Origin of the sequence: Geomonas diazotrophica (genome assembly GCF_018919385.1) — a bacterium.
Taxonomy (GTDB): domain Bacteria; phylum Desulfobacterota; class Desulfuromonadia; order Geobacterales; family Geobacteraceae; genus Geomonas; species Geomonas diazotrophica.
The window spans coordinates 191,357-209,818 of record NZ_JAHLMF010000006.1 but is presented as its reverse complement, the minus strand read 5'-3'; the positions used below and the strand labels follow the sequence as shown (position 1 = coordinate 209,818).

Below are 18,462 nucleotides of genomic sequence, written 5' to 3'. Positions count from 1 at the left end.
TTATTCCTATAACAATGTTCGAAACAAAAAAGAGATCCGTGCTCAATGATAACGTCAGACCGCTTGAAAACAAGGTACTCCGCCAGTATTGTTGTTCTATCTGCCTTCCTTGCGAGATTAACAATCTTTTTTTGACAAATCGATTTTCAGGGAGTATGGTGAGGTCCCTGTCGCCCCTGTATACCGTATCGACACCCAGTCGCTGCGGTTGAAGGGAAAAGTGGCAGCTCTGGCAGCCTTGCTCCCCTCCCGCACCGCCGGCATCCCGGCCGGGCGGGAGGTTGAAACTCGATGGGCAGATTGAAGATCCGTTCCTGGTTCGAAAGGGTGGGTTATGTTGTTTTTTGACATGATGCGGGACCCGGCTTCCCTGGTCCTTTGCTCAATAGCTCTAGCCGGCTGTTCGGGGCTCCCCGGTCTTTTGTTGAGAGACGGGACACTCGGACAACGGCTGGCCTCGGTAGCCGCGCTGACAAGCTCTCTCCTCGCGTTACCGTCTCTTCTCTACCTGCTGCTCGGGGGAGGAGAAGCAAGCTTCCTCCTGAACTGGAACCTCCCCTTCGGCCCCTGCGAAGTCGCCCTAGACCCTCTTTCTCTATTCTTTTTGATCCCCATCTTCCTGATCTTCCCCGCCGGCTCCCTCTACGCCCTCGGTTACTGGCCCGCCGCCTCGCACAGCTCCCAAAGAAGCGTCACCTTTTTTTACGGTTTGCTGGCCTGCGCCATGGCGCTCGTGGTGGTGTCCCGTAACGGAGCGCTGTTCGTGATGGCGTGGGAGCTCATGGCGCTTTCCGGCTACTTCCTGCTGGTCGCGGAGCACCGCGAGGGAGAGGTGCGTGGCGCCGGGACCGTCTACCTGGTGGCGAGCCACCTGGGTGGAGCGGCGCTTTTGCTCCTGTTCGCCTCTTTGTTCATGATCACCGGCAGTTTCGGCTTTCCCGCGGCCGGCTCCCTCGCCGTCGGCGCGGGGCTTGCCGCCACCCTGTTCTGGCTCGCCCTGGCCGGTTTCGGCTCCAAGGCGGGCATCATGCCGCTGCACCTGTGGCTCCCCTCCGCGCACGCCAACGCCCCGAGCCACGTCTCGGCCATTCTCTCCGGCGTCATGCTGAAGATCGGGGTGTACGGCATCCTGCGCGTGATCTCCTTCTTCCCGGAGCGCCCCCTCTGGTGGGGCGGGGTTCTCGTCGTGGCGGGCCTCGCCTCGGCCGTGATGGGGATCTGCGTCGCCTCTGCACAGAAGGACATCAAGCGCCTTTTGGCCTACAGCAGCATCGAGAACCTCGGCATCATCAGCGCGGGTATCGGGATGTTCCTCCTGGGGGAGGGGACCGGGAACCAGCGGCTCGCCTTCCTGGGGCTCGCCGGTGCGCTCTTCCACGTGCTGAACCACGTCATCTTCAAGCCGCTGCTCTTTTTCTGCGCCGGGAGCGTCATGCACGCCGCCGGCACCCGCGACCTGGACCGGATGGGGGGGCTGGCGCGCCGGCTTCCCTACACCGCATTCTTCACCCTGTGCGGCGCCGTCGCCATCTGCGGACTCCCCCCCTTCAACGGCTTTGCCAGCGAGATGCTCCTGTATCTCGGTTTCTTCGGAGAGGCGCGCGCCGGCCAGCCCTTTTTGGCCCTCGGGGCGCCGGTGCTGGCGCTGGTGGGGGGTGTCGCGGTGATCTCCTTCGTGAAGCTCTACGGCATCGCGTTCCTGGGCGAGCCCCGCACGGCCGCCGCAGCCAAGGCCCACGAGGCGACCGGGACCATGCTCGCCCCCATCGCCCTGCTGGCATGCCTCGCCCTCACCGGAGGCCTTTTCCCGCAGCTCTTCCTGGCCCTGGTGCAGCCCGCAATCAGGGGGCTCGCCCCCGATCTGGCACGCTCGATGGCGCTCCCCATAGCACCGGTCTGGTTCACGCTGGCGGGGGGGAGCGTGATCTGTTTGGCAGCGGGGCTGTTCCTGTTCCTGCAGGGGAAGACCAAGGGGCGCACCGCCACCGCTTCGACCTGGGGGTGCGGCTATCTGCGCCCTTCGCCGCGCATCCAGTACACCGGCAGCTCTTTCGGCGCCTTTTTCTCATCGCTGTCCGGCGCCCTGATCCGCACCCGGATCACCGTGGACCCCGTGAGCGGCCTTGCTCCTGCCGTGGCGCACTTCACGTATCACCCCGAAGAGACCCTGTTGCATCGGGTGGTGCTGCCGGTTCTGAGCGTCGCCGGGATCGCCTGCGCCTTCGTGAGACGACTGCAGCACGGCGAGGTGCAGATCTACATCCTCTACATCTTCGTGACGCTGATGCTGCTCCTTTTGTGGGTGCATTAAGATGAGAGTGCCCTCTCCCAGGGGGAGAGGGAGAGCATGGGGAAGGCAACAAGAACGCAACAACGAAACCCTGAGCGACTCTTACTCAATAGGAGTTGGACATGATCGACACAATCTTCCACGTGGTGCTGGTGCTGGCCATGCCCCCGCTGTTACTGGGGGTGATCGGCAAGACCAAGGCGGCCTTCGCCGGGCGGGTGGGCGCTCCCTTCCTGCAGCCCTACTACGACATGGCTCGGCTCATGAAAAAGGGGATCGTCCTCTCCGACAGCACCACCTGGATCTTCCGCGCCGGGCCGGTGGTCACCCTTGCCGCCACCTTGTTTGCCGCGCTTTTGGTGCCGCTGGGCAAGCACCCGGCCCCGGTCTCCTTCGAGGGGGACATGATCCTCTTCGCCTACCTCTTCGCCCTGGGGCGTTTCTTCACCACGACGGCGGCGCTCGACACCGCCTCCAGCTTCGAGGGGATGGGGGCGGCACGCGAGGTGAGCTTCTCCTGTCTTGCCGAGCCGACGCTCTTCTTCGCGCTGATCACCCTGACCAGACTCTCCGGGACCATGAGCCTCACCCCCATGCTGCAGCACGTGACGCTCCCGGTCTGGATGGCGACCGGCGCCTCGCTCCTCCTGCTTCTGGCCGGCCTCTTCGTGGTACTTTTGGCGGAGAACTGCCGCATCCCCTTCGACGATCCCAACACCCACCTCGAGCTCACCATGATCCACGAGGTGATGGTGCTGGACCACAGCGGCCCCTACTTCAGCTGCGTCCTCTACGGCGCCGCGCTGAAGCTCTACCTTTTGGGCGCCCTCTTCGTGAACATCGCGCTCCCCTTTGCCTCCGGCAACCCCTATGTCGACTGGGTGGTGTTCGCGGCGGGGATGCTCCTCCTCGCCGTGGCCATCGGGGTGGTCGAGTCGGTGATGGCACGCCTGAGGCTGATCCGCGTGCCGCAGCTTTTGGTGGCGGCGCTGATCCTGACCGCATTCTCCCTGGTTCTGGTTGTGAGGTGACCCTATGAATTCCCTGGCCGACCAGCTGCTGGTACTCTGCCTTTTGATCAATTTCGCCGTCCTGGGCACCAGCCGGCTCGCCTTCTCGGTGCGCTGCGTGGCGGTGCAGGGGGTGCTGCTCGGGACGCTCCCGGCGCTGGTGCACCCCTTCTCCTGGCACGTCAGCTTCATCGTCGTGAGCATCATCCTGGTCAAGGGGGGGCTGATCCCGGTCCTGATCATCCGTGCCATCAAAAAGGCCGAGATCGAGCGCGAGTTCTCTCCCTTCATCGGCTACATCCCCTCGCTGGTGCTGGGGGCGCTCTTCACCTCGCTCGCCTTCATCTTCGCCGCCAGGCTCCCGCTCGCTCCTGAGCACGAGGGGCTCCTGATCGTGCCGGCCGCCGCCGCGACGCTCATGAGCGGCTTCCTGGTGCTCATGGGGAGGCGCAAGGCGATCTCGCAGGTGCTGGGGTACCTCCTCATGGAGAACGGCATCTTCCTGTTCGGCCTGCTTCTCGCCGACGCCATGCCGGTCATGGTGGAGGCGGGGGCGCTCCTCGACCTCCTGGTCGGCATCTTCGTCATGGGGATCGTCATCAACCACATCAGCCGCGAGTTCTCGAGCATCGACACCTCGAGACTCTCCGCGCTGAGGGAGGAATAGCGACATGATGTGGGCCCTGGTCCTTCTTCCGCTTCTTGGCGCCGCATTTTCCTGGCTCGTTCCGGACAACCGCAGGCGCGTCTGGGTGCTCCCCGTCTTTTCCCTGGCGCAGCTCGGGGTGAGCGTCGCGCTCCTGGTCCACACCCCCCCCGCTTCACCGGCGGGATGGATACTGCTCGACGCCCTGGGCAAGCTGGTGCTCATGGCCAACAGCATTCTCTTCACCATCTGCTCCTTCTACGCGGTGGGATACCTAAGCTACCGGCTCAAGCGCCCGAACCGGGTCCTCTGCGCTTCGCTGCTGGTCTGCCTCTCCGCGACCTCGCTGGTGGTCGTCTCGCAGCACCTGGGGCTCCTCTGGATCGCGCTGGAGGCCACCACCCTGACCATGGCGCCGCTCATCTACTTCAACCACAATGCCCGTTCCATCGAGGCGACCTGGAAGTACCTCCTCATCTGCTCGGTGGGGATCGCCATCGCCCTTTTGGGACTCTTCTTCCTGGCCTACTCCACCATCGTGGCCAAGCAGGAGGTGAGCCTGCTGCTCCCCTCCCTGATCCGGGACGCGGCTGCGCTGCACCCGGGGTGGCGCCACGCCGCCTTCATCTTCCTGCTGGTCGGCTTCGGCTCCAAGATGGGGCTCGCACCCTTGCACACCTGGAAGCCAGACGCCTACGGCGAGGCCCCGGGGCTTGTGGGGGCGCTCCTTGCGGGGGGACTCGTGAACTGCGCCCTCTTGGCGCTGTTGCGGGTCTACCAGGTGGCCGCCGCCTCCAGTGAGGGGGCACTCTTCCAGCAGGTGCTCCTGACCATGGGGCTCGTCTCCATGGCCTTCGCCGCCGTATTCATGGCGCGCCAGAGCGACTTCAAGAGGATGCTCGCCTACTCAAGCGTCGAGCACGTCGGCATCATCGCGGTGGCGCTCGGGCTGGGGAAGGGGGCGCTCTTCGCGGGGCTTTTGCACATGATCAACAACTCCCTCACCAAGGGGGTGCTCTTTCTCTCCTGCGGCAACATCCACCGCGCCTTCAACTCCAAGAGCACCCAGTTCGTGCGCGGCGCCCTCCGGCGCACCCCCTGGTCGGCGGCGCTCTTCCTGGCGGCCTTCCTCGCCATCACCGGGTCGCCACCCTTCGCGCCCTTCGTCAGCGAGTTCCTGATCGTCTCCTCGGCCTTCGGGCAGGGGAACCACTGGACCGGCGGGCTGTTCCTCCTCTTCCTGGCGCTGATCTTCATCGGCATGGCCTCCACTGTGCTCCCGGTGGTCCTGGGAGAGCTGCCGCCGGACCTCGAGCGGACCCGCTACCGCGATGCCGCTCCTACCGTACTTCCCCCCCTGGTGCTGATGGGGCTCGTGCTGTTGCTGGGGGTGTGGATCCCGTCGCCGCTGCAGGAACTCCTGCACGAGGCGGCGCGGCTTTTGGGAGGTGAGGCATGAGTCCGGCCATGGTCTTCACCCAAAACGGCGGTGTCTTGTCGCGCCGGGAGATCCCGCAGCACGCGCCGGAGCGTTTCGCCCAGGCCCTTCTCACCGCGCTTACCGGCGGCTGGCGGGTGGTCTCCTACTTCGGCATGCAGGAGGAGGACGGGGTGCGCCTGTTCTGCCTCCTTTCCTTCAAGAGCCACGCAACCATTGGCGTCATGAGCACCCTGGTCACCGGCAAGAGCTTCTACTCGCTGGTGCCCCAGGCGCCGCAGCTGCACCTGTTCGAGCGCGAGATCGCCGAGCAGTTCTACCTGAACCTGGAGGGGCACCCCTGGCCCAAGCCGGTTCGCTTCGCCCCCCCCCTGGGCTCACTTCCCGGAGAGACCCCCGAGCCCCCACCCACCATCGGTGTGATGGACTTCTACCGGGTGGAGGGGCAGGAGGTGCACGAGGTGGCGGTCGGCCCGGTGCACGCCGGCATCATCGAGCCGGGTCATTTCCGCTTCCAGTGTTTCGGCGAGGAGGTGATGCACCTGGAGATCTCGCTCGGCTATCAGCACCGTGGGGTCGAGCGGATGATGCAGGGGCGCCCGGGCGAGCGGATGCGCAAGCTCATGGAAACCGTGGCGGGCGACACCAGCATCGGCCACGGCACCGCCTACGCCATGGTCGTCGAGGCGCTTTCCGAGACGCGGGTGCCTGCCAGGGCCCAGGTGGTGCGCGGCATCGCCCTCGAACTGGAGCGGCTGGCGAACCATACCGGCGACCTGGGCGCCATAGCGGGGGACGTCGGGTACCTCCCCACCGCCTCCTTCTGCGGCAGGATCCGCGGGGATTTTCTGAACATGACCGCGGGGATCTGCGGCAGCCGCTTCGGCCGCGACCTGGTCCTTCCGGGTGGGGTGCGCTTCGATCTCGCCGCCGATGGGGCAGGGCAGCTCTCGGACCGGATCAAGGTGGCCCGCGAGGAGGTGCAAAACGCGGTCGATCTCCTCTGGGATACCCCGTCGGTGCTCGCCAGGTTGGAGGGAGCCGGGGTGGTGAGCGAGCAGACGGCGATCGAGCTGGGGCTGGTGGGACCGGCTGCCCGCGCCAGCGGCCTCAACCGGGACATCCGCCGCGACCACCCCTTCGGCATCTACAGCATGAGCCAGATCCCTGTGGAGACCGCGAAGAGCGGCGACGTCTACGCGAGGACCCTGGTGCGCTGGCTGGAGATCGAAAAGTCGCTCGACTTCATCGAGGAACAGCTCTCCCAGCTTCCCGGCGTCTCCGTGGCGAACCCGGTGCGCGAGGTGGCGGGGGACCATCTCGCCGTGGCGCTCACCGAAGGGTGGCGCGGCGAGATCTGTCACGTGGCGGTTACCGACGCGCGGGGACACTTCCAGCGCTACAAGGTGACCGACCCCTCCTTCCACAACTGGACCGGGCTCGCGCTGGCGCTCCGGGGGGGGCAGATCTCGGACTTCCCGCTGTGCAACAAGAGCTTCAACCTTTCCTACTGCGGGTTCGACCTTTAATCTCCCTCTCCCTTGGACGGGACAGGGAATCGCACCTTCCCTCCCTTGAACGCGAGGGGATCTTACCCTCCCCGGTGGGTGGGGAATCGTAACCCCTCTCCCTCCGGGAGAGGGTGCCCGAAGGGCGGGTGAGGGCGTAGCCACGAAGTGCTGTCCTTCCCGCCCGCCCCTCTCCCAAAGGGAGAGGGGGGATGAATCGACGTTTTGGTTATCAGAAGACAGGAGTCGCATCATGATCAAGGCCATACTCGCCCGCATCAAGCAGGGGCACCGCACCATGGCGTACCCGAAGGAGCCGCTGCCGCTGCCGGAGCGCTTCCGTGGCTACCCAGAGCTGAAAAGCTCCCTCTGTCCGCCCGACTGTCGCCTCTGCGCCGACGCCTGTCCGGTGGGGGCGCTTGGGTGTGGGGAGGGGCTTTCCGTCGACCTCGGTAAGTGCCTGTTCTGCGCCGAGTGCGCCGACGCCTGCCCAAGCGGCGCCATCTCCTACACCAACGACCCCCGGTTGGCGGTGAACCGACGCGGGGACCTGGTGGTGCGGGGAGGGGAGGAGCGCAGGCTGGCGCAGGCCCTGGACCAGAAGATGCTGGCCCTTTTCGGCCGCTCGCTCAAGTTCCGCTCCGTGGTCGCCGGCGGCTGCAACGCCTGCGAGGCCGACAGCAACGTCCTCTCCACCATCGGCTGGGACATGGGGCGTTTCGGGCTGCAGTTCGTCGCCAGCCCGCGCCATGCCGACGCCCTCTGGGTCACCGGCCCGGTTACCGAAAACATGCGCGAGGCGCTGCTGCAGACCTACCAGGCGATCCCTGCCCCCAAGCTCGTGGTGGCCTGCGGCGCCTGCGCCATAAACGGCGGCCCCTTCATAGGTTCCCCCGCCGCCCACGACGGGGTGGACGCCCTGCTGCCGGTCGATCTCTACATCCCGGGATGCCCGCCGCACCCGGTGACCATCCTCGACGGACTGTTGCGCCTTTTGAACCGGATGGGCTGAAACGGCGGACTCTGAAAAGGCTTGCACTCCGGCGAAGTTTCGGCTATTCAAGATGTTGCAGCTTTCTTCGCCGTATTGCACCCGTTACAGTGAGTTCCCATGTACAATGCGCACATGAGCCCTGCGCCGACCGCATCACCCTCCTCCCCCCCGCCCCGCTCGGACAGCGTCCGTGTCTGGAGCATCGCGCTCCTCGCCTTTCTGATCGGCCTGTTACTCTCCGGCTCCATCATGCTGCTGTACGAGACCAAGCGCCAGAACCTCCGCCGCCAGGCGGTCACCGACCTTACCATCAAGGCGGCCCACGACATCCAGGAGCAGCTGAACCGCTCCCTTTCCTCCACCTACGCGCTGGCCGCGGTCATCCGGCAGGGCAACGGCAGGATCGACAACTTCCAGGAACTGGCCAAGGAGATGCTCGAGCTGTACCCGGGACTGTCGGCCCTGCAACTCGTCCCCGGGGGGGTGATCACCGAGATCTTCCCCCTGCAGGGAAACGAGAAGGCAATCGGCCTGAACCTCCTGGACAAATCCAACACCAACAAGGAGGCCCTGTCGGCGTTGCGCCACGGTTCGCTCACGTTGGCGGGGCCGTTCGAGCTGGTCCAGGGGGGACTGGCGCTCATGGGAAGGCTCCCGGTGTACGTGAAGGGGGCCGAGGGGCAAAAGCGCTTCTGGGGCTTCACCGCGGCCATGATCAGGCTGGAGGCCTTCTTCGACACGTTGCAACTGCACCGGACCCTCAGCGCCGACTTCAACTACCGCATCTCCAGGATCAAGCCCGACACCGGGACGCTCGACCTCTTCTGGAAACAGGGGGGGGAGCTGACGCGACCGGTGAGCCAGAAGATCGTGATCCCGAACGGCGAATGGAACCTTTCGGTGGAGCCGGTGGGGGGGTGGTACCAGTGGCGGGTGCTCCTTGCCGAGGGGGGAGTGGTCCTCGTCCTTAGCACCCTCGCCGCCCTGACCGCCTACTGGCTCGCCCGCCAGCCCGTCGTCCTGCGCCGCATGGTGGAGGAGAGGACCCGCGAGTTTTCCGAGATAAACGACAGGCTTAAGAGCGAGGTGGTCGAGCGCAGGCACGCCGAAGAGGCGCTGCAGGCATCGGACTTGAAACTGCGCTCCATCTTCGCCTCGCTCACCGAGGTCATCCTGGTCCTGGACGCCGAGGGGCGCTACCTGGAGATCGCGCCCACCAGCACCAAGAAACTGTATCTCCCCCCCGACGAGCTGTTGGGGAAGAAGATCCCCGACCTCTTCCCCAAGGAGCAGGCCGACCTCTTCGTCTCCACCATCGGCAAGGCCCTTGCCGCCGGGACGACCGTCACGGTTGACTACAGCCTCAACATCGAGGGGGAGGAGGTCTGGTTCACCGGCAACGTCACTCCCATGCCCGGCGGGCGCGTGATCTGGTCCGCCCACGACATCACCCAGAGAAAGAGGGCCGAAGAAGAGCGCCTGAAGCTGGAAAAGCAGATGCTGCACGCCCAGAAGCTGGAGAGCCTCGGTGTGCTGGCGGGGGGCATCGCCCACGATTTCAACAACATCCTCACCGTCATCGTCGGCAACACGGACCTGGCCCTGATGCGGCTCACCCCCGACTCCCCCGCGGTCGAGAACCTGCGCCGCATCGAGATGGCGGCGACCAGGGCTTCGGACCTGGCACACCAGATGCTCGCCTACTCCGGAAAGGGGCATTTCATAACCGAGGAACTGGACCTGAACCGCCTGGTTGAGGAGATGGGGCACATGCTGAGCGTCTCCGTCTCCAAGAAGGCCCGGCTCTCCTACCACCTGAGCCGTCCCCTGCCGGCCGTCACCGCCGATGCCACCCAGATTCGCCAGGTGCTGATGAACCTTGTAATCAACGCCTCCGAGGCGATCGGCGACCAGAACGGGGTCATCACCGTCTCGACCGGCTGCGTGCAGTGCACCGAGTCCCGCCTCGACGGGGGGTGGCTCTCCGATCCGGTCCAGCCGGGGCCCTACGTCTACCTGGAGGTGTCCGACACCGGCTGCGGCATGGACCGGGACACCATGGCGAAGATCTTCGAGCCGTTCTTCACCACCAAGTTCACCGGGCGGGGGCTGGGGATGGCGGCCGTGCTCGGCATCGTGCGCGGCCACCTTGGCGCGATCCGGGTCCAGAGCGAACCTGGGCGGGGGAGCACCTTCAGGGTGGTACTCCCCGCGGGCGACGCGCCGGCCCGACTTCGGTACGCTGAGTCCGAGTCTGGTGAGAATTGGCGGGGGAGCGGGACCGTCCTTTTGATCGACGACGAGGACAACATCAGGGCCCTCGGCAGCGAGATGCTGGGGGAGCTTGGGTTCCAGGTGGTGAGCGCCGCGGACGGCCGGGAGGGGATGGAGATTTTCTGCAGCCGCAACGACATCGTCCTGGTGCTGCTCGACCTGACCATGCCGCAGATGGATGGGGAGCAGTGCTTGAGGGAGCTACGCCGGATCGACCCGCGGGTGAGGGTGGTCATGTCCAGCGGGTTCAGCGAGCACGAGGTCTCCGGCAAATTCCTGGGCAAGGGGATCTCCGGTTTCGTGCAAAAGCCCTACAAGCTCTCGGCGTTGCGGGAAGTGCTCTCCTCGCTGAACTTGGAGAGCTCCCCCCCGCGCCGTTAATCCTCTTGTCAACGCCCCTTTCTTTGCGTACTATCCGGGCTTTGCCCAATAATCCCTGAGCGAGGCATCTCATGAAGTCCTCTTTCTTTCGCGCCCTTTTGCGGACGGTCCCCTTGTTGCTGGTTCTCGGCATCGCCGGCTGCGGCGATATCGAGTGGTTCCCCCCCTACGTGAGACAACCGACGACCCCGGATTCCTTCTCTTTCCAGCCAAAAACAAACACTGAAATAAGCGCACCGGTTACCTCCGATGCCATCACCGTCACAGGTCTTACCGGTGCATCCAGCCCCGTATCCATAACCGGCTCTGCCTGGAGCAACAGCACCTTCTCCATCGACGGCGGCGCCGCTGCATCAAGCGGCTCCGTCAGTAACGGCCAGAAAGTCACGGTGACCCATACCTCGGCAAGCACCCCCGGAACGTCCACCGTGAGCACGCTCACGATTGGCAACGTGAGCGCCAACTTCGTCAGTTCCACTAAAATCCTCGGGGATTTCAGTACACCGGTCACGGTGGGCTCCTATCTCCAGGCCGATGCGGAAATTCGCAGTGTTGATAATATCGCGGCATCCCACACTATCAGCATCAAGGATTCCGCATCCGGTAGCGCCATCTTCGCTCTTACCGAACCGGGTGTGGTCAATCCCGATTCCACGGTCATCTTTGGCAGCGTCACGCAGACACAGACTTTCATCACGAAGAAAATTTTCGTGCGCAACTTCACCAGCGTCGTCAACGCAGGGGCTACCACTACCCTGACCATCGACGGCATCGACTATCCGGTGAAGCTGACCCCGTAGCCGGCGAGGAGATCGCTGCGAAAATGCCGAAAACTTAAATAGCTTGCTTTGTCAGGGGCAAGCTGCTAAGGTGGCCAAGGTTCGGAATGACCCGGCCAATAAATAACAAGCAGAAAGCATGGAGAAGGTAAAAGTAAATGGTTAACGGAACTGTGAAGTGGTTTAACGACAGCAAGGGGTTTGGTTTCATCGAGCAGGAGAACGGCGACGACGTGTTCGTGCACTTCTCCGCCATTACCGGCGACGGGTTCAAATCCCTGGCTGAAGGCGATAGCGTCACCTTCGAAGTGGCAAAGGGCCCCAAAGGGCTGCAGGCCGCCAATGTGAGCCGCGTCTAAAAGGTCATCCTCAGCGCTGCAAAAAAGTCCCGGAGCAATCCGGGACTTTTTTTTGTCCCGTTCCTCCGCAATACCCTCCTCCTCCCCGCGCCCCTGGCGCCGTCGCCGTCGTTGACAACCTCTCCCCCTATGATATCCATTATTGGTCAAAATTAATTTAAACGGGGGGCTCGTTCATGAAGATCAACCGGAAAACGAGGTATTGCTGCATCGCGGTCATTGTGGCTGGCATCGCAGTGGTGGGACACGCGGTCGTCAGGGACCGGGGCATGACGACGTATCACGGGGGTGTGACACAAACACAGCACTAGAAAGGACCGAGTTCCGGGGCCGTCAGCTCCGGCTCTCGCTGGAAGGTGCGGCGCTCCAGGTCGACGATGAGGCCGCTGCCTCCTACTACGGCAAGGAGGTTTCCCACCCAGGACATCATGGCGGGCAAGGCCGGCAAGAGGCTCGCGGCGAGCAACCGGCTGCGGCAGGAGCTGAGCAGGGCGACCGAGGAGAAATAGGCGCCGGTGCGGACTTTACCTGCGGTGCCCGGGGGGGCGCTCCCCCGGGCACCGGCTTTTCTGGGACAGAGGCTATCGGACGTCATGGAAGATCCAAGGATACTGATGGTGGTGCGCGAGCCGGAGGCGAGATCGGCCTACGAACAGATCCTGGACCGGATCGGCGTCAGCTACCACACCGCCGGCGATTTCAACGAGGCGCTCCGCATGACCGTGCAGTCCGCCTACAACGGGCTGCTGATCGACATCCTGACCCTGGTGCGCTGCTCCAAGGAAGAAAAGAGCATCGCCTACGATTGCATCAACTTCTACCCGACCTTGCGCATCAAGTGGGACTCCAGGCAGCAGAGCATCACCCTGGGGCCGCAGGAAAACTCCCCCGCCGCGGCCGACACCGACGCCGCGCTCGCCCGCTTCGTACAGGACCGCTGCGGCAGCTTCTCCGCCCGCTGCCTGAGGCGTTTCGCCAGGAAGGACAGCTACCTGAGCCTGCTGCTTTCCTCCAGCACCGCCCTTTGCGCCGCCGCCCCCCTCAAGACCTTCACCGTCAACATCTCCCAGGGAGGCGCCTTCGTGCACACCACCCACCCCTTCGCCAAGGGCGACCGCGTCCGGCTCCGCTTCCCTGAGTTGTCCGGCGAGGCGGCGATCGAGGCCGGCGTCTGCTGGTGCATCCCCTGGGGCCGGTGTCGCAGCATCCCCGGGATAGGTGTGATGTTCGACCAGGGGATGTCGCCGCGCCAGGTCGAATGGCTGAAATAGGTCGCGCCCGACTGAAACCTCGCCGACAATGTTTTGCCGAAGCATTTGGTGCTAAAGAATCCGCGCCCGATGCCGAGTAATCAGCTAAGGATTAAAAGCTCCCCGGGACCCCGCGGCCTGCGCTGCGCTCCCCGGCACCACGGGATAGTAGATGATCAACCGGCTCCGCGACCTCTCCATCCGACGAAAACTCATCGCCATGCTCCTTTTCACCAACGCCGTGGTGCTGGCGCTGGTTTCGGCTGCGTTCGTGGTGAACGAGGCGGACCGCTTCCGCAGCGAGATGCAGACCGAGCTCACGGCGCTCGCGGAGGTCATCGGCAACAACAGCTCCGCCGCGGTGGCCTTCAACGACCGGCAGGCCGCCGGGGAAACCCTCGCCGCCCTTCGGGCCAAACCGTACATACGCACGGCCCTCATCGTGCTGCAGGACGACACGGTGCTGGCCCGGTACCTGGCGCCGGAGAGGCAGGCACGTCCGCTCCCCTTTGCCGTAATCGACGGCACCCGGATCAGCATCGACCAGAACAGCTTCCGCTCCACCCTGCAGCAATCCCGTTCACCCCTGGCCATAGGCGAAGACATCTACGGCGTCAACCACATCCTGCTGGACGGCCAGCAGATCGGCACCGTGGTGCTGCAATCCGACCCCCGCGAGTTCACCGACCGGCTGGCGCGTTTCTTCCTCCTGGTGACCGGGGTGATGCTGAGCGCCCTGCTCCTGGTGTACTTCCTCGCGTCGTGGCTGCAGCGCCTGATCTCGGCGCCCATCACGCACCTGGCGCAGGTGATCAAGGCGGTCTCGGCGGAGAAGAACTACTCGATGCGGGCCAAAAAGCAGGGGAACGACGAACTGGGGACCTTGATCGAGGGGTTCAACGAGATGCTTGTCCAGATCCAGCGGCGCGACCAGCAACTGGAGGCGCAGCGACAGGAACTCGAGGGGGAGGTGCAGCGGCGCACCGCGCAGCTCTCCGCTGCCAACCGTGAATTGAACCAGACCGTGGCCGAGCTGATGGTGTCCAAGGAGGCGGCCGAGGCCGCAAGCCTCGCCAAGTCCCAGTTCCTTGCCAACATGAGCCACGAGATCCGGACCCCGATGAACGGCGTGCTGGGGATGACCAGGGTGCTGCTGGAAAGCGGGCTGGCCGGCGAGCAGCGCCGGTTTGCGGAAGCGGTACGCAATTCCGGCGAGTCCCTTTTGTCCATCATCAACGACATCCTGGACTTCTCCAAGATAGAGGCCGGGCGCATGGAACTCGAGCCCGCCCCCTTCGACCTCCATGACATTCTCGGGGGGGTGCTGGAGATGTTCGCCGCGGTGGCGCAGCGCAAGGGGGTGGGGATCTCGCTGCAACTCGACCCGGCCCTGCCGCGCTACGTGGTGGGCGACCCGGTCCGCCTGCGCCAGATCCTGGTCAACCTGCTGGGCAACGCGGTCAAGTTCACCAGCCGCGGCGAAGTGCGCCTGACTGCGGCACGCCTCGCCGAGCAGGGGGAGGGATGGCTCAGGTTCGAGGTGGCCGATACCGGGATCGGCATCCGGCCCGAGGCGCAGGCGCACATCTTCGAGAGCTTCTCCCAGGCGGACTATTCGACCACCAGGACCTTCGGCGGCACCGGGCTGGGGTTGGCCATTTCCCGGCAACTGGCCCAGTTGATGGAAGGGGAGCTCGGGCTTACCAGCGAGTACGGCGTCGGCTCCACCTTCTGGTTCAGCGTCAGGCTCGAGGTGCTCAAGGAAGTACCGGAAAGCCTGGCGAACCAGCAGGCTCCGCTGGAAGGGGGGACTAAGCCCTGCTTCGACGCCCTCATCCTGGTGGCGGAGGACAACCCGGTGAACCAGGACGTGGTGCGGCATATGCTGGGGCAGTTGAACTGCCGGGTGGACATCGTCGCCAACGGAGAGCTTGCCGTCGCCGCATCCGGCGAGGGGAAGTACCACCTGGTCTTCATGGATTGTCAGATGCCGCACATGGACGGCTTCGCCGCGACCCGCGCCATCAGGGATCGGGAGGAGAGCGAGGGGGGAGGGCACCTGCCGGTGGTGGCGCTGACCGCCAACGCGCTGGCCGGCGATCGCGAGCTCTGCCTCGCCGCCGGGATGGACGACTACCTCAGCAAGCCCTTCGACTGTGGCCAACTGGCCGAGGTGCTGCTGCGCTGGATCCCCGAGCGTGCCACCGTCTGCCCAGATGACTGCACCGCGCCGGGGCCATGTGACGGCGTCGCGCGGGGGGGGGAGGAGCAGGCGGGTCCGATGCAGGCCGGCTCGCCAAACACCGGTTCGCCCAGCGCCGGCTCGCCGGAGCAGGTGGAGGTTCCCGTCTTCGACCGCAAGGGACTGGTGCGGAGGCTGGGTGATGCCGAGTTCGTGGAGATGTTCGTGGAGAAGTACCTTGAAAGCACCGATAAACTGATGAAGGTCTTGCAGCGGGCGATCGAGGCGGAGGACTACCCGGAGGTGCGCCTGCAGGCCCACAGCATCAAGGGAGCCGCCGCCAGTATCGGGGCCGAGGTGATGCGCGCGGTGGCGCTGCTGATTGAGGAGTCCGCACAAAAGGAACAGGAGCGGGCGGGACTGCCGGAACTGTTCGGGGTGCTGGAGCAGGCCCTGGCGGATTTCAGGCGCGTGGCCTCGCCCGTTTAGATGACCACCCCGAGGGGGCTCACCTCCTCCCTGAGTACGACCCCCAGTTTCACCTGCACTTCCTTGCGCACCTGTCTGGCCAGTTCAACGATTTCCGCCGCCGTGGCCGCTCCCGTGTTGACCAGGTAGTTGGCATGCCGGTGGCTCACCGCCGCTCCCCCCACCCTCAGGCTGCGCAGCCCGGCCTGGTCGATGAGCCAGCCTGCGGGGATGCGGCATTCCCGGCAGCGCACCCCCTGGTCCTCCTCGAACCTCCTGATCAGCCCCGCGTCGTCCACCACCGGATTCATGAAGAAGGAACCGGCGCTCAGGTCGCAGGAAAGCTGTTTCGCCTCCCGCTTGGCCAGGGTTTCCGCGACCTTCGTCCCGATCTCGTCCCGGTCTCCCGGGGTGAGCGCCAGCAGCGCCCCCACCACGATCAATCCGGGATCCCGCTTGAAGCGGCTGTCCCGGTAGCCGAAGGCGCATTGGTCGCGGCGCAGCGTCACCGAATGGAGCGTGGCGGCGTCCAGCGCCGAGACCGTGGCCAGCGCATCAGCGATGGCGCCGCCGTAGGCCCCGGCGTTCCCCCGCACCGCGCCTCCCACCGTCCCCGGGATGCCCGCCAGGGATTCGAGTCCCGACAGCCCCCATCCCACCGTCCGGTGTACCAGGGCGGTCAGGTCGAAGCCTCCCTGGACCCGGACCATGCCGCCCGACCGGGTGACCCGGTTCATCAGCAGCCGTATGGCGACCCCCGGGAAGCCTTCGTCGCTCACCAGGAGGTTGCTCCCCCCACCCAGGATGCAGAAGGGGAGTTTCATCCTGTCAGCGAAGCGCAGCGCTTCCCGGAGCTCGCGCAGGGTCCGGGCACCGATGAGGAAGCGGGCCGGCCCGCCGACCCGGAAGGAGGTGAACGGCGCCAGCGGCACGTATTCTTCGATGTTGAGGCGGAATTGTCGGTCGAGGTCGGATTTTGGCATAGCGAATATGATACACGAGTTAGCTGGAATGCCAATTGGTGGTGAGGATGATGAACGGCGGACCGGTCGGAGTGGGCGGACGGCCCGGCGGTGCCGATGGAACGCCGGGCCGTGCCAGTGGTGCGTTTTAAAGCCTGAACCTCTGCACCATCTCCTGCATCTCGCCCGAGAGGGTGGAGAGGCGCTCGGAGGCCGCCGAGATCTCCTGCGCCCCCCTGGCGCTTTGCTGTACGGTACCGGATATCTGGTGGATGTTGTTGGTGATCTCCTGGGTGGTGGCGGTCTGCTCTTCTGCTGCCGTCACGATCTGGTTGATCTGGCTGGTCACCTCGTTGATCTGGGTCAGGATGTCTTCCAGGGCCTCGCCGGAGCGGGCCGCCTCGCCGGTGCCGCGGGTCACCTCCTCGACCCCTTCCTCCATGGCCCGCACCGCGAGCTTGGTTTCCTGCTGGATGTTCTTGATCATGGTGCCGATCTCGCGGGTCGCCTTGGTGGTCCGTTCGGCCAGCGCGCGGACCTCGTCCGCGACCACGGCGAAGCCGCGCCCCTGCTCTCCGGCGCGGGCGGCCTCTATGGCGGCGTTGAGCGCCAGGAGGTTGGTCTGGTCCGCGATGTCCTCGATGGTGGCCACGATCTCGCCGATCTGGTCGCTGCGGGTCCCCAACTGCTCCACCACGCCGGCGGAATTGCGCACGTGGTCGGCGATCCTGTTCATCCCCTGAACCGTTTCCTTGACGATGGCGGCACCGCTTTGCGCGGAAGTGCTGGCTCGCCCGGAGCTGCCGGCGGCCAGGTGGCAGTTGCGGGAGATGTCGTTGCTGGTGCAGGACATCTCCTCGCTGGCCACCGCCACCGTCTCGGCCTGGTTCACCACGGCGCCGGCGTCGTCGGCCATGCTGCGGGCGTTGGCGTTTAGCTCCCCCGCCGCGGCCGAGACGTCCAGGGCGCTGCGGTTCACCTTTTCCATCACCTCCCGAAGCCCCTCGACCATGCGGCGCATCGCCTCGTAGATGCCGGTTCTCCCCGGCTCCAGCCGCACGGTCAGGTCGCCCGACGCCACCTGCTGGGCGATCTCCTCCAGTTCCTCCGGCTCGGTGCCGATGTGGGCGATCAGCCGGCGCACCACCAGGACCGCCGCCAGGCAGATGATGGCCAGGATCACAACGGTGAGCGCCACCACCAGGTAGACGTCCTTTAGGATCAACTGCTTGTTCGCGTCTGCGGCCTTGGCCACCAGGTTGTCCAGGTCGTCCACGTAGGTGCCGGTGCCGATGACCCAGTCGAAGGGGGGGAAGTAGAGCGAGTAGCCGCGCTTGGGGGCGGCCGTGTCGCTGCCCGGGCGCGGGAAATGGTAGTCGGTGAAGCCGCCCCCCGGCCGTTTGCCGTTCTTGATGATCTCCCGGATCAGGTATTTCCCCTTGGCGTCCTGGAGGTCCATGCGGTTCTTCCCTTCGGCGGGTTTCCCGAGCAGTACCACGTTGGTGCCGTCGGAGGTATCGGCCCAGAAGTATCCGTCCTTGCCGAACTTCAGCCCCCTGAGCAGGTCCGCACCCTGCTTCTTCGCCTCCTCAACGGTGATCTCGCCCCTTTGCTGCCGGTCGCTGATCTGCTGCAGCAGGCTGACAGCGGTCTGTACCTCGGCCTTGGCAAGCAGGTCGGAGTTGGCGTAGAGGGACTCGCGGTAGGACTCGTTGAACCTGGTGGTAAGGTCATAGAACTGCTTCATAACTGTCAGACCGGTGGGGGCGCCAAGTACGCAGCAGCTTACCAGTACCAGTAGGAGGATCTTTGCTTGAAAGGACAGCCGATATTTTGTGCTCATGTGTGTTACCTCATCCAATGGCGACGTCGCCTTACTCTTTTCCATCGCCTTTCCGTATCGGCAGATCGAGCAATAGAT

Annotated in this window: 14 protein-coding genes; 11 read left to right on the top strand and 3 right to left on the bottom strand. The window is 64.9% G+C overall.

What is annotated here, in order from left to right:
• Positions 1 to 334 precede the first annotated feature (334 nt).
• The 9 genes from KOM00_RS08315 (at position 335) to KOM00_RS08275 (ending at position 11,679) form a co-directional block, all read left to right on the top strand.
• Entirely contained in the window at positions 335 to 2,311 is a 1,977-nt protein-coding gene (locus KOM00_RS08315; RefSeq protein ID WP_236026830.1) for a proton-conducting transporter transmembrane domain-containing protein, read from the top strand.
• 101 nt (positions 2,312 to 2,412) lie between these two features.
• Positions 2,413 to 3,321, top strand: a complete 909-nt coding sequence (locus KOM00_RS08310) for a respiratory chain complex I subunit 1 family protein (protein WP_216498448.1) — start codon at positions 2,413 to 2,415, stop codon at positions 3,319 to 3,321.
• Positions 3,322 to 3,325: 4 nt separating this feature from the next.
• Positions 3,326 to 3,967, top strand: coding sequence for a hydrogenase (locus tag KOM00_RS08305; RefSeq protein ID WP_216498447.1), 642 nt, complete (start codon positions 3,326 to 3,328; stop codon positions 3,965 to 3,967).
• 4 nt (positions 3,968 to 3,971) lie between these two features.
• On the top strand, positions 3,972 to 5,405 hold the full coding sequence (locus tag KOM00_RS08300; protein ID WP_216498446.1) for a proton-conducting transporter transmembrane domain-containing protein: 1,434 nt from the start codon (positions 3,972 to 3,974) through the stop codon (positions 5,403 to 5,405).
• Positions 5,402 to 6,913, top strand: a complete 1,512-nt coding sequence (locus tag KOM00_RS08295) for a hydrogenase large subunit (protein ID WP_216498445.1) — start codon at positions 5,402 to 5,404, stop codon at positions 6,911 to 6,913. The genes KOM00_RS08300 and KOM00_RS08295 overlap by 4 nt, the downstream gene beginning before the upstream one ends.
• A 232-nt stretch (positions 6,914 to 7,145) precedes the next feature.
• Positions 7,146 to 7,904, top strand: a complete 759-nt coding sequence (locus tag KOM00_RS08290; RefSeq protein WP_216498444.1) for an NADH-quinone oxidoreductase subunit B family protein — start codon at positions 7,146 to 7,148, stop codon at positions 7,902 to 7,904.
• A gap of 99 nt (positions 7,905 to 8,003) precedes the next feature.
• A complete protein-coding gene (locus KOM00_RS08285) occupies positions 8,004 to 10,541 on the top strand; it encodes a response regulator (RefSeq protein WP_216498443.1) in 2,538 nt (845 codons plus the stop codon).
• Between the two features lie 71 nt (positions 10,542 to 10,612).
• Complete coding sequence (locus tag KOM00_RS08280; RefSeq protein ID WP_216498442.1) at positions 10,613 to 11,341, top strand: hypothetical protein; 729 nt, start codon at positions 10,613 to 10,615, stop codon at positions 11,339 to 11,341.
• A gap of 137 nt (positions 11,342 to 11,478) precedes the next feature.
• The gene (locus KOM00_RS08275; RefSeq protein ID WP_135870683.1) at positions 11,479 to 11,679 is read left to right on the top strand and encodes a cold-shock protein; all 201 of its coding nucleotides are present in this window, start codon (positions 11,479 to 11,481) and stop codon (positions 11,677 to 11,679) included.
• A 307-nt stretch (positions 11,680 to 11,986) separates the two neighbouring features.
• Here the strand turns inward: KOM00_RS08275 and KOM00_RS08270 are convergent, their stop codons facing one another.
• The gene (locus KOM00_RS08270; protein ID WP_216498441.1) at positions 11,987 to 12,274 is read right to left on the bottom strand and encodes a hypothetical protein; all 288 of its coding nucleotides are present in this window, start codon (positions 12,272 to 12,274) and stop codon (positions 11,987 to 11,989) included.
• Between KOM00_RS08270 and KOM00_RS08265 the strand changes: the two genes are divergently transcribed.
• Together KOM00_RS08265 and KOM00_RS08260 are read left to right on the top strand one after the other, a co-directional pair.
• A complete protein-coding gene (locus KOM00_RS08265) occupies positions 12,273 to 12,950 on the top strand; it encodes a PilZ domain-containing protein (RefSeq protein ID WP_216498440.1) in 678 nt (225 codons plus the stop codon). The two genes, KOM00_RS08270 and KOM00_RS08265, sit on opposite strands and share 2 nt — an antisense overlap.
• Positions 12,951 to 13,101: 151 nt before the next feature.
• Positions 13,102 to 15,600, top strand: coding sequence for an ATP-binding protein (locus KOM00_RS08260; protein ID WP_216498439.1), 2,499 nt, complete (start codon positions 13,102 to 13,104; stop codon positions 15,598 to 15,600).
• Here KOM00_RS08260 and murB read toward each other — a convergent pair.
• Both murB and KOM00_RS08250 read right to left on the bottom strand, forming a co-directional pair.
• Complete coding sequence (gene murB, locus KOM00_RS08255) at positions 15,597 to 16,562, bottom strand: UDP-N-acetylmuramate dehydrogenase (protein ID WP_216498438.1); 966 nt, start codon at positions 16,560 to 16,562, stop codon at positions 15,597 to 15,599. The two genes, KOM00_RS08260 and murB, sit on opposite strands and share 4 nt — an antisense overlap.
• A 127-nt stretch (positions 16,563 to 16,689) precedes the next feature.
• Positions 16,690 to 18,384 (bottom strand): methyl-accepting chemotaxis protein, encoded by a 1,695-nt coding sequence (locus KOM00_RS08250; protein WP_216498437.1) that lies wholly within the window; start codon positions 18,382 to 18,384, stop codon positions 16,690 to 16,692.
• Positions 18,385 to 18,462 lie beyond the last annotated feature (78 nt).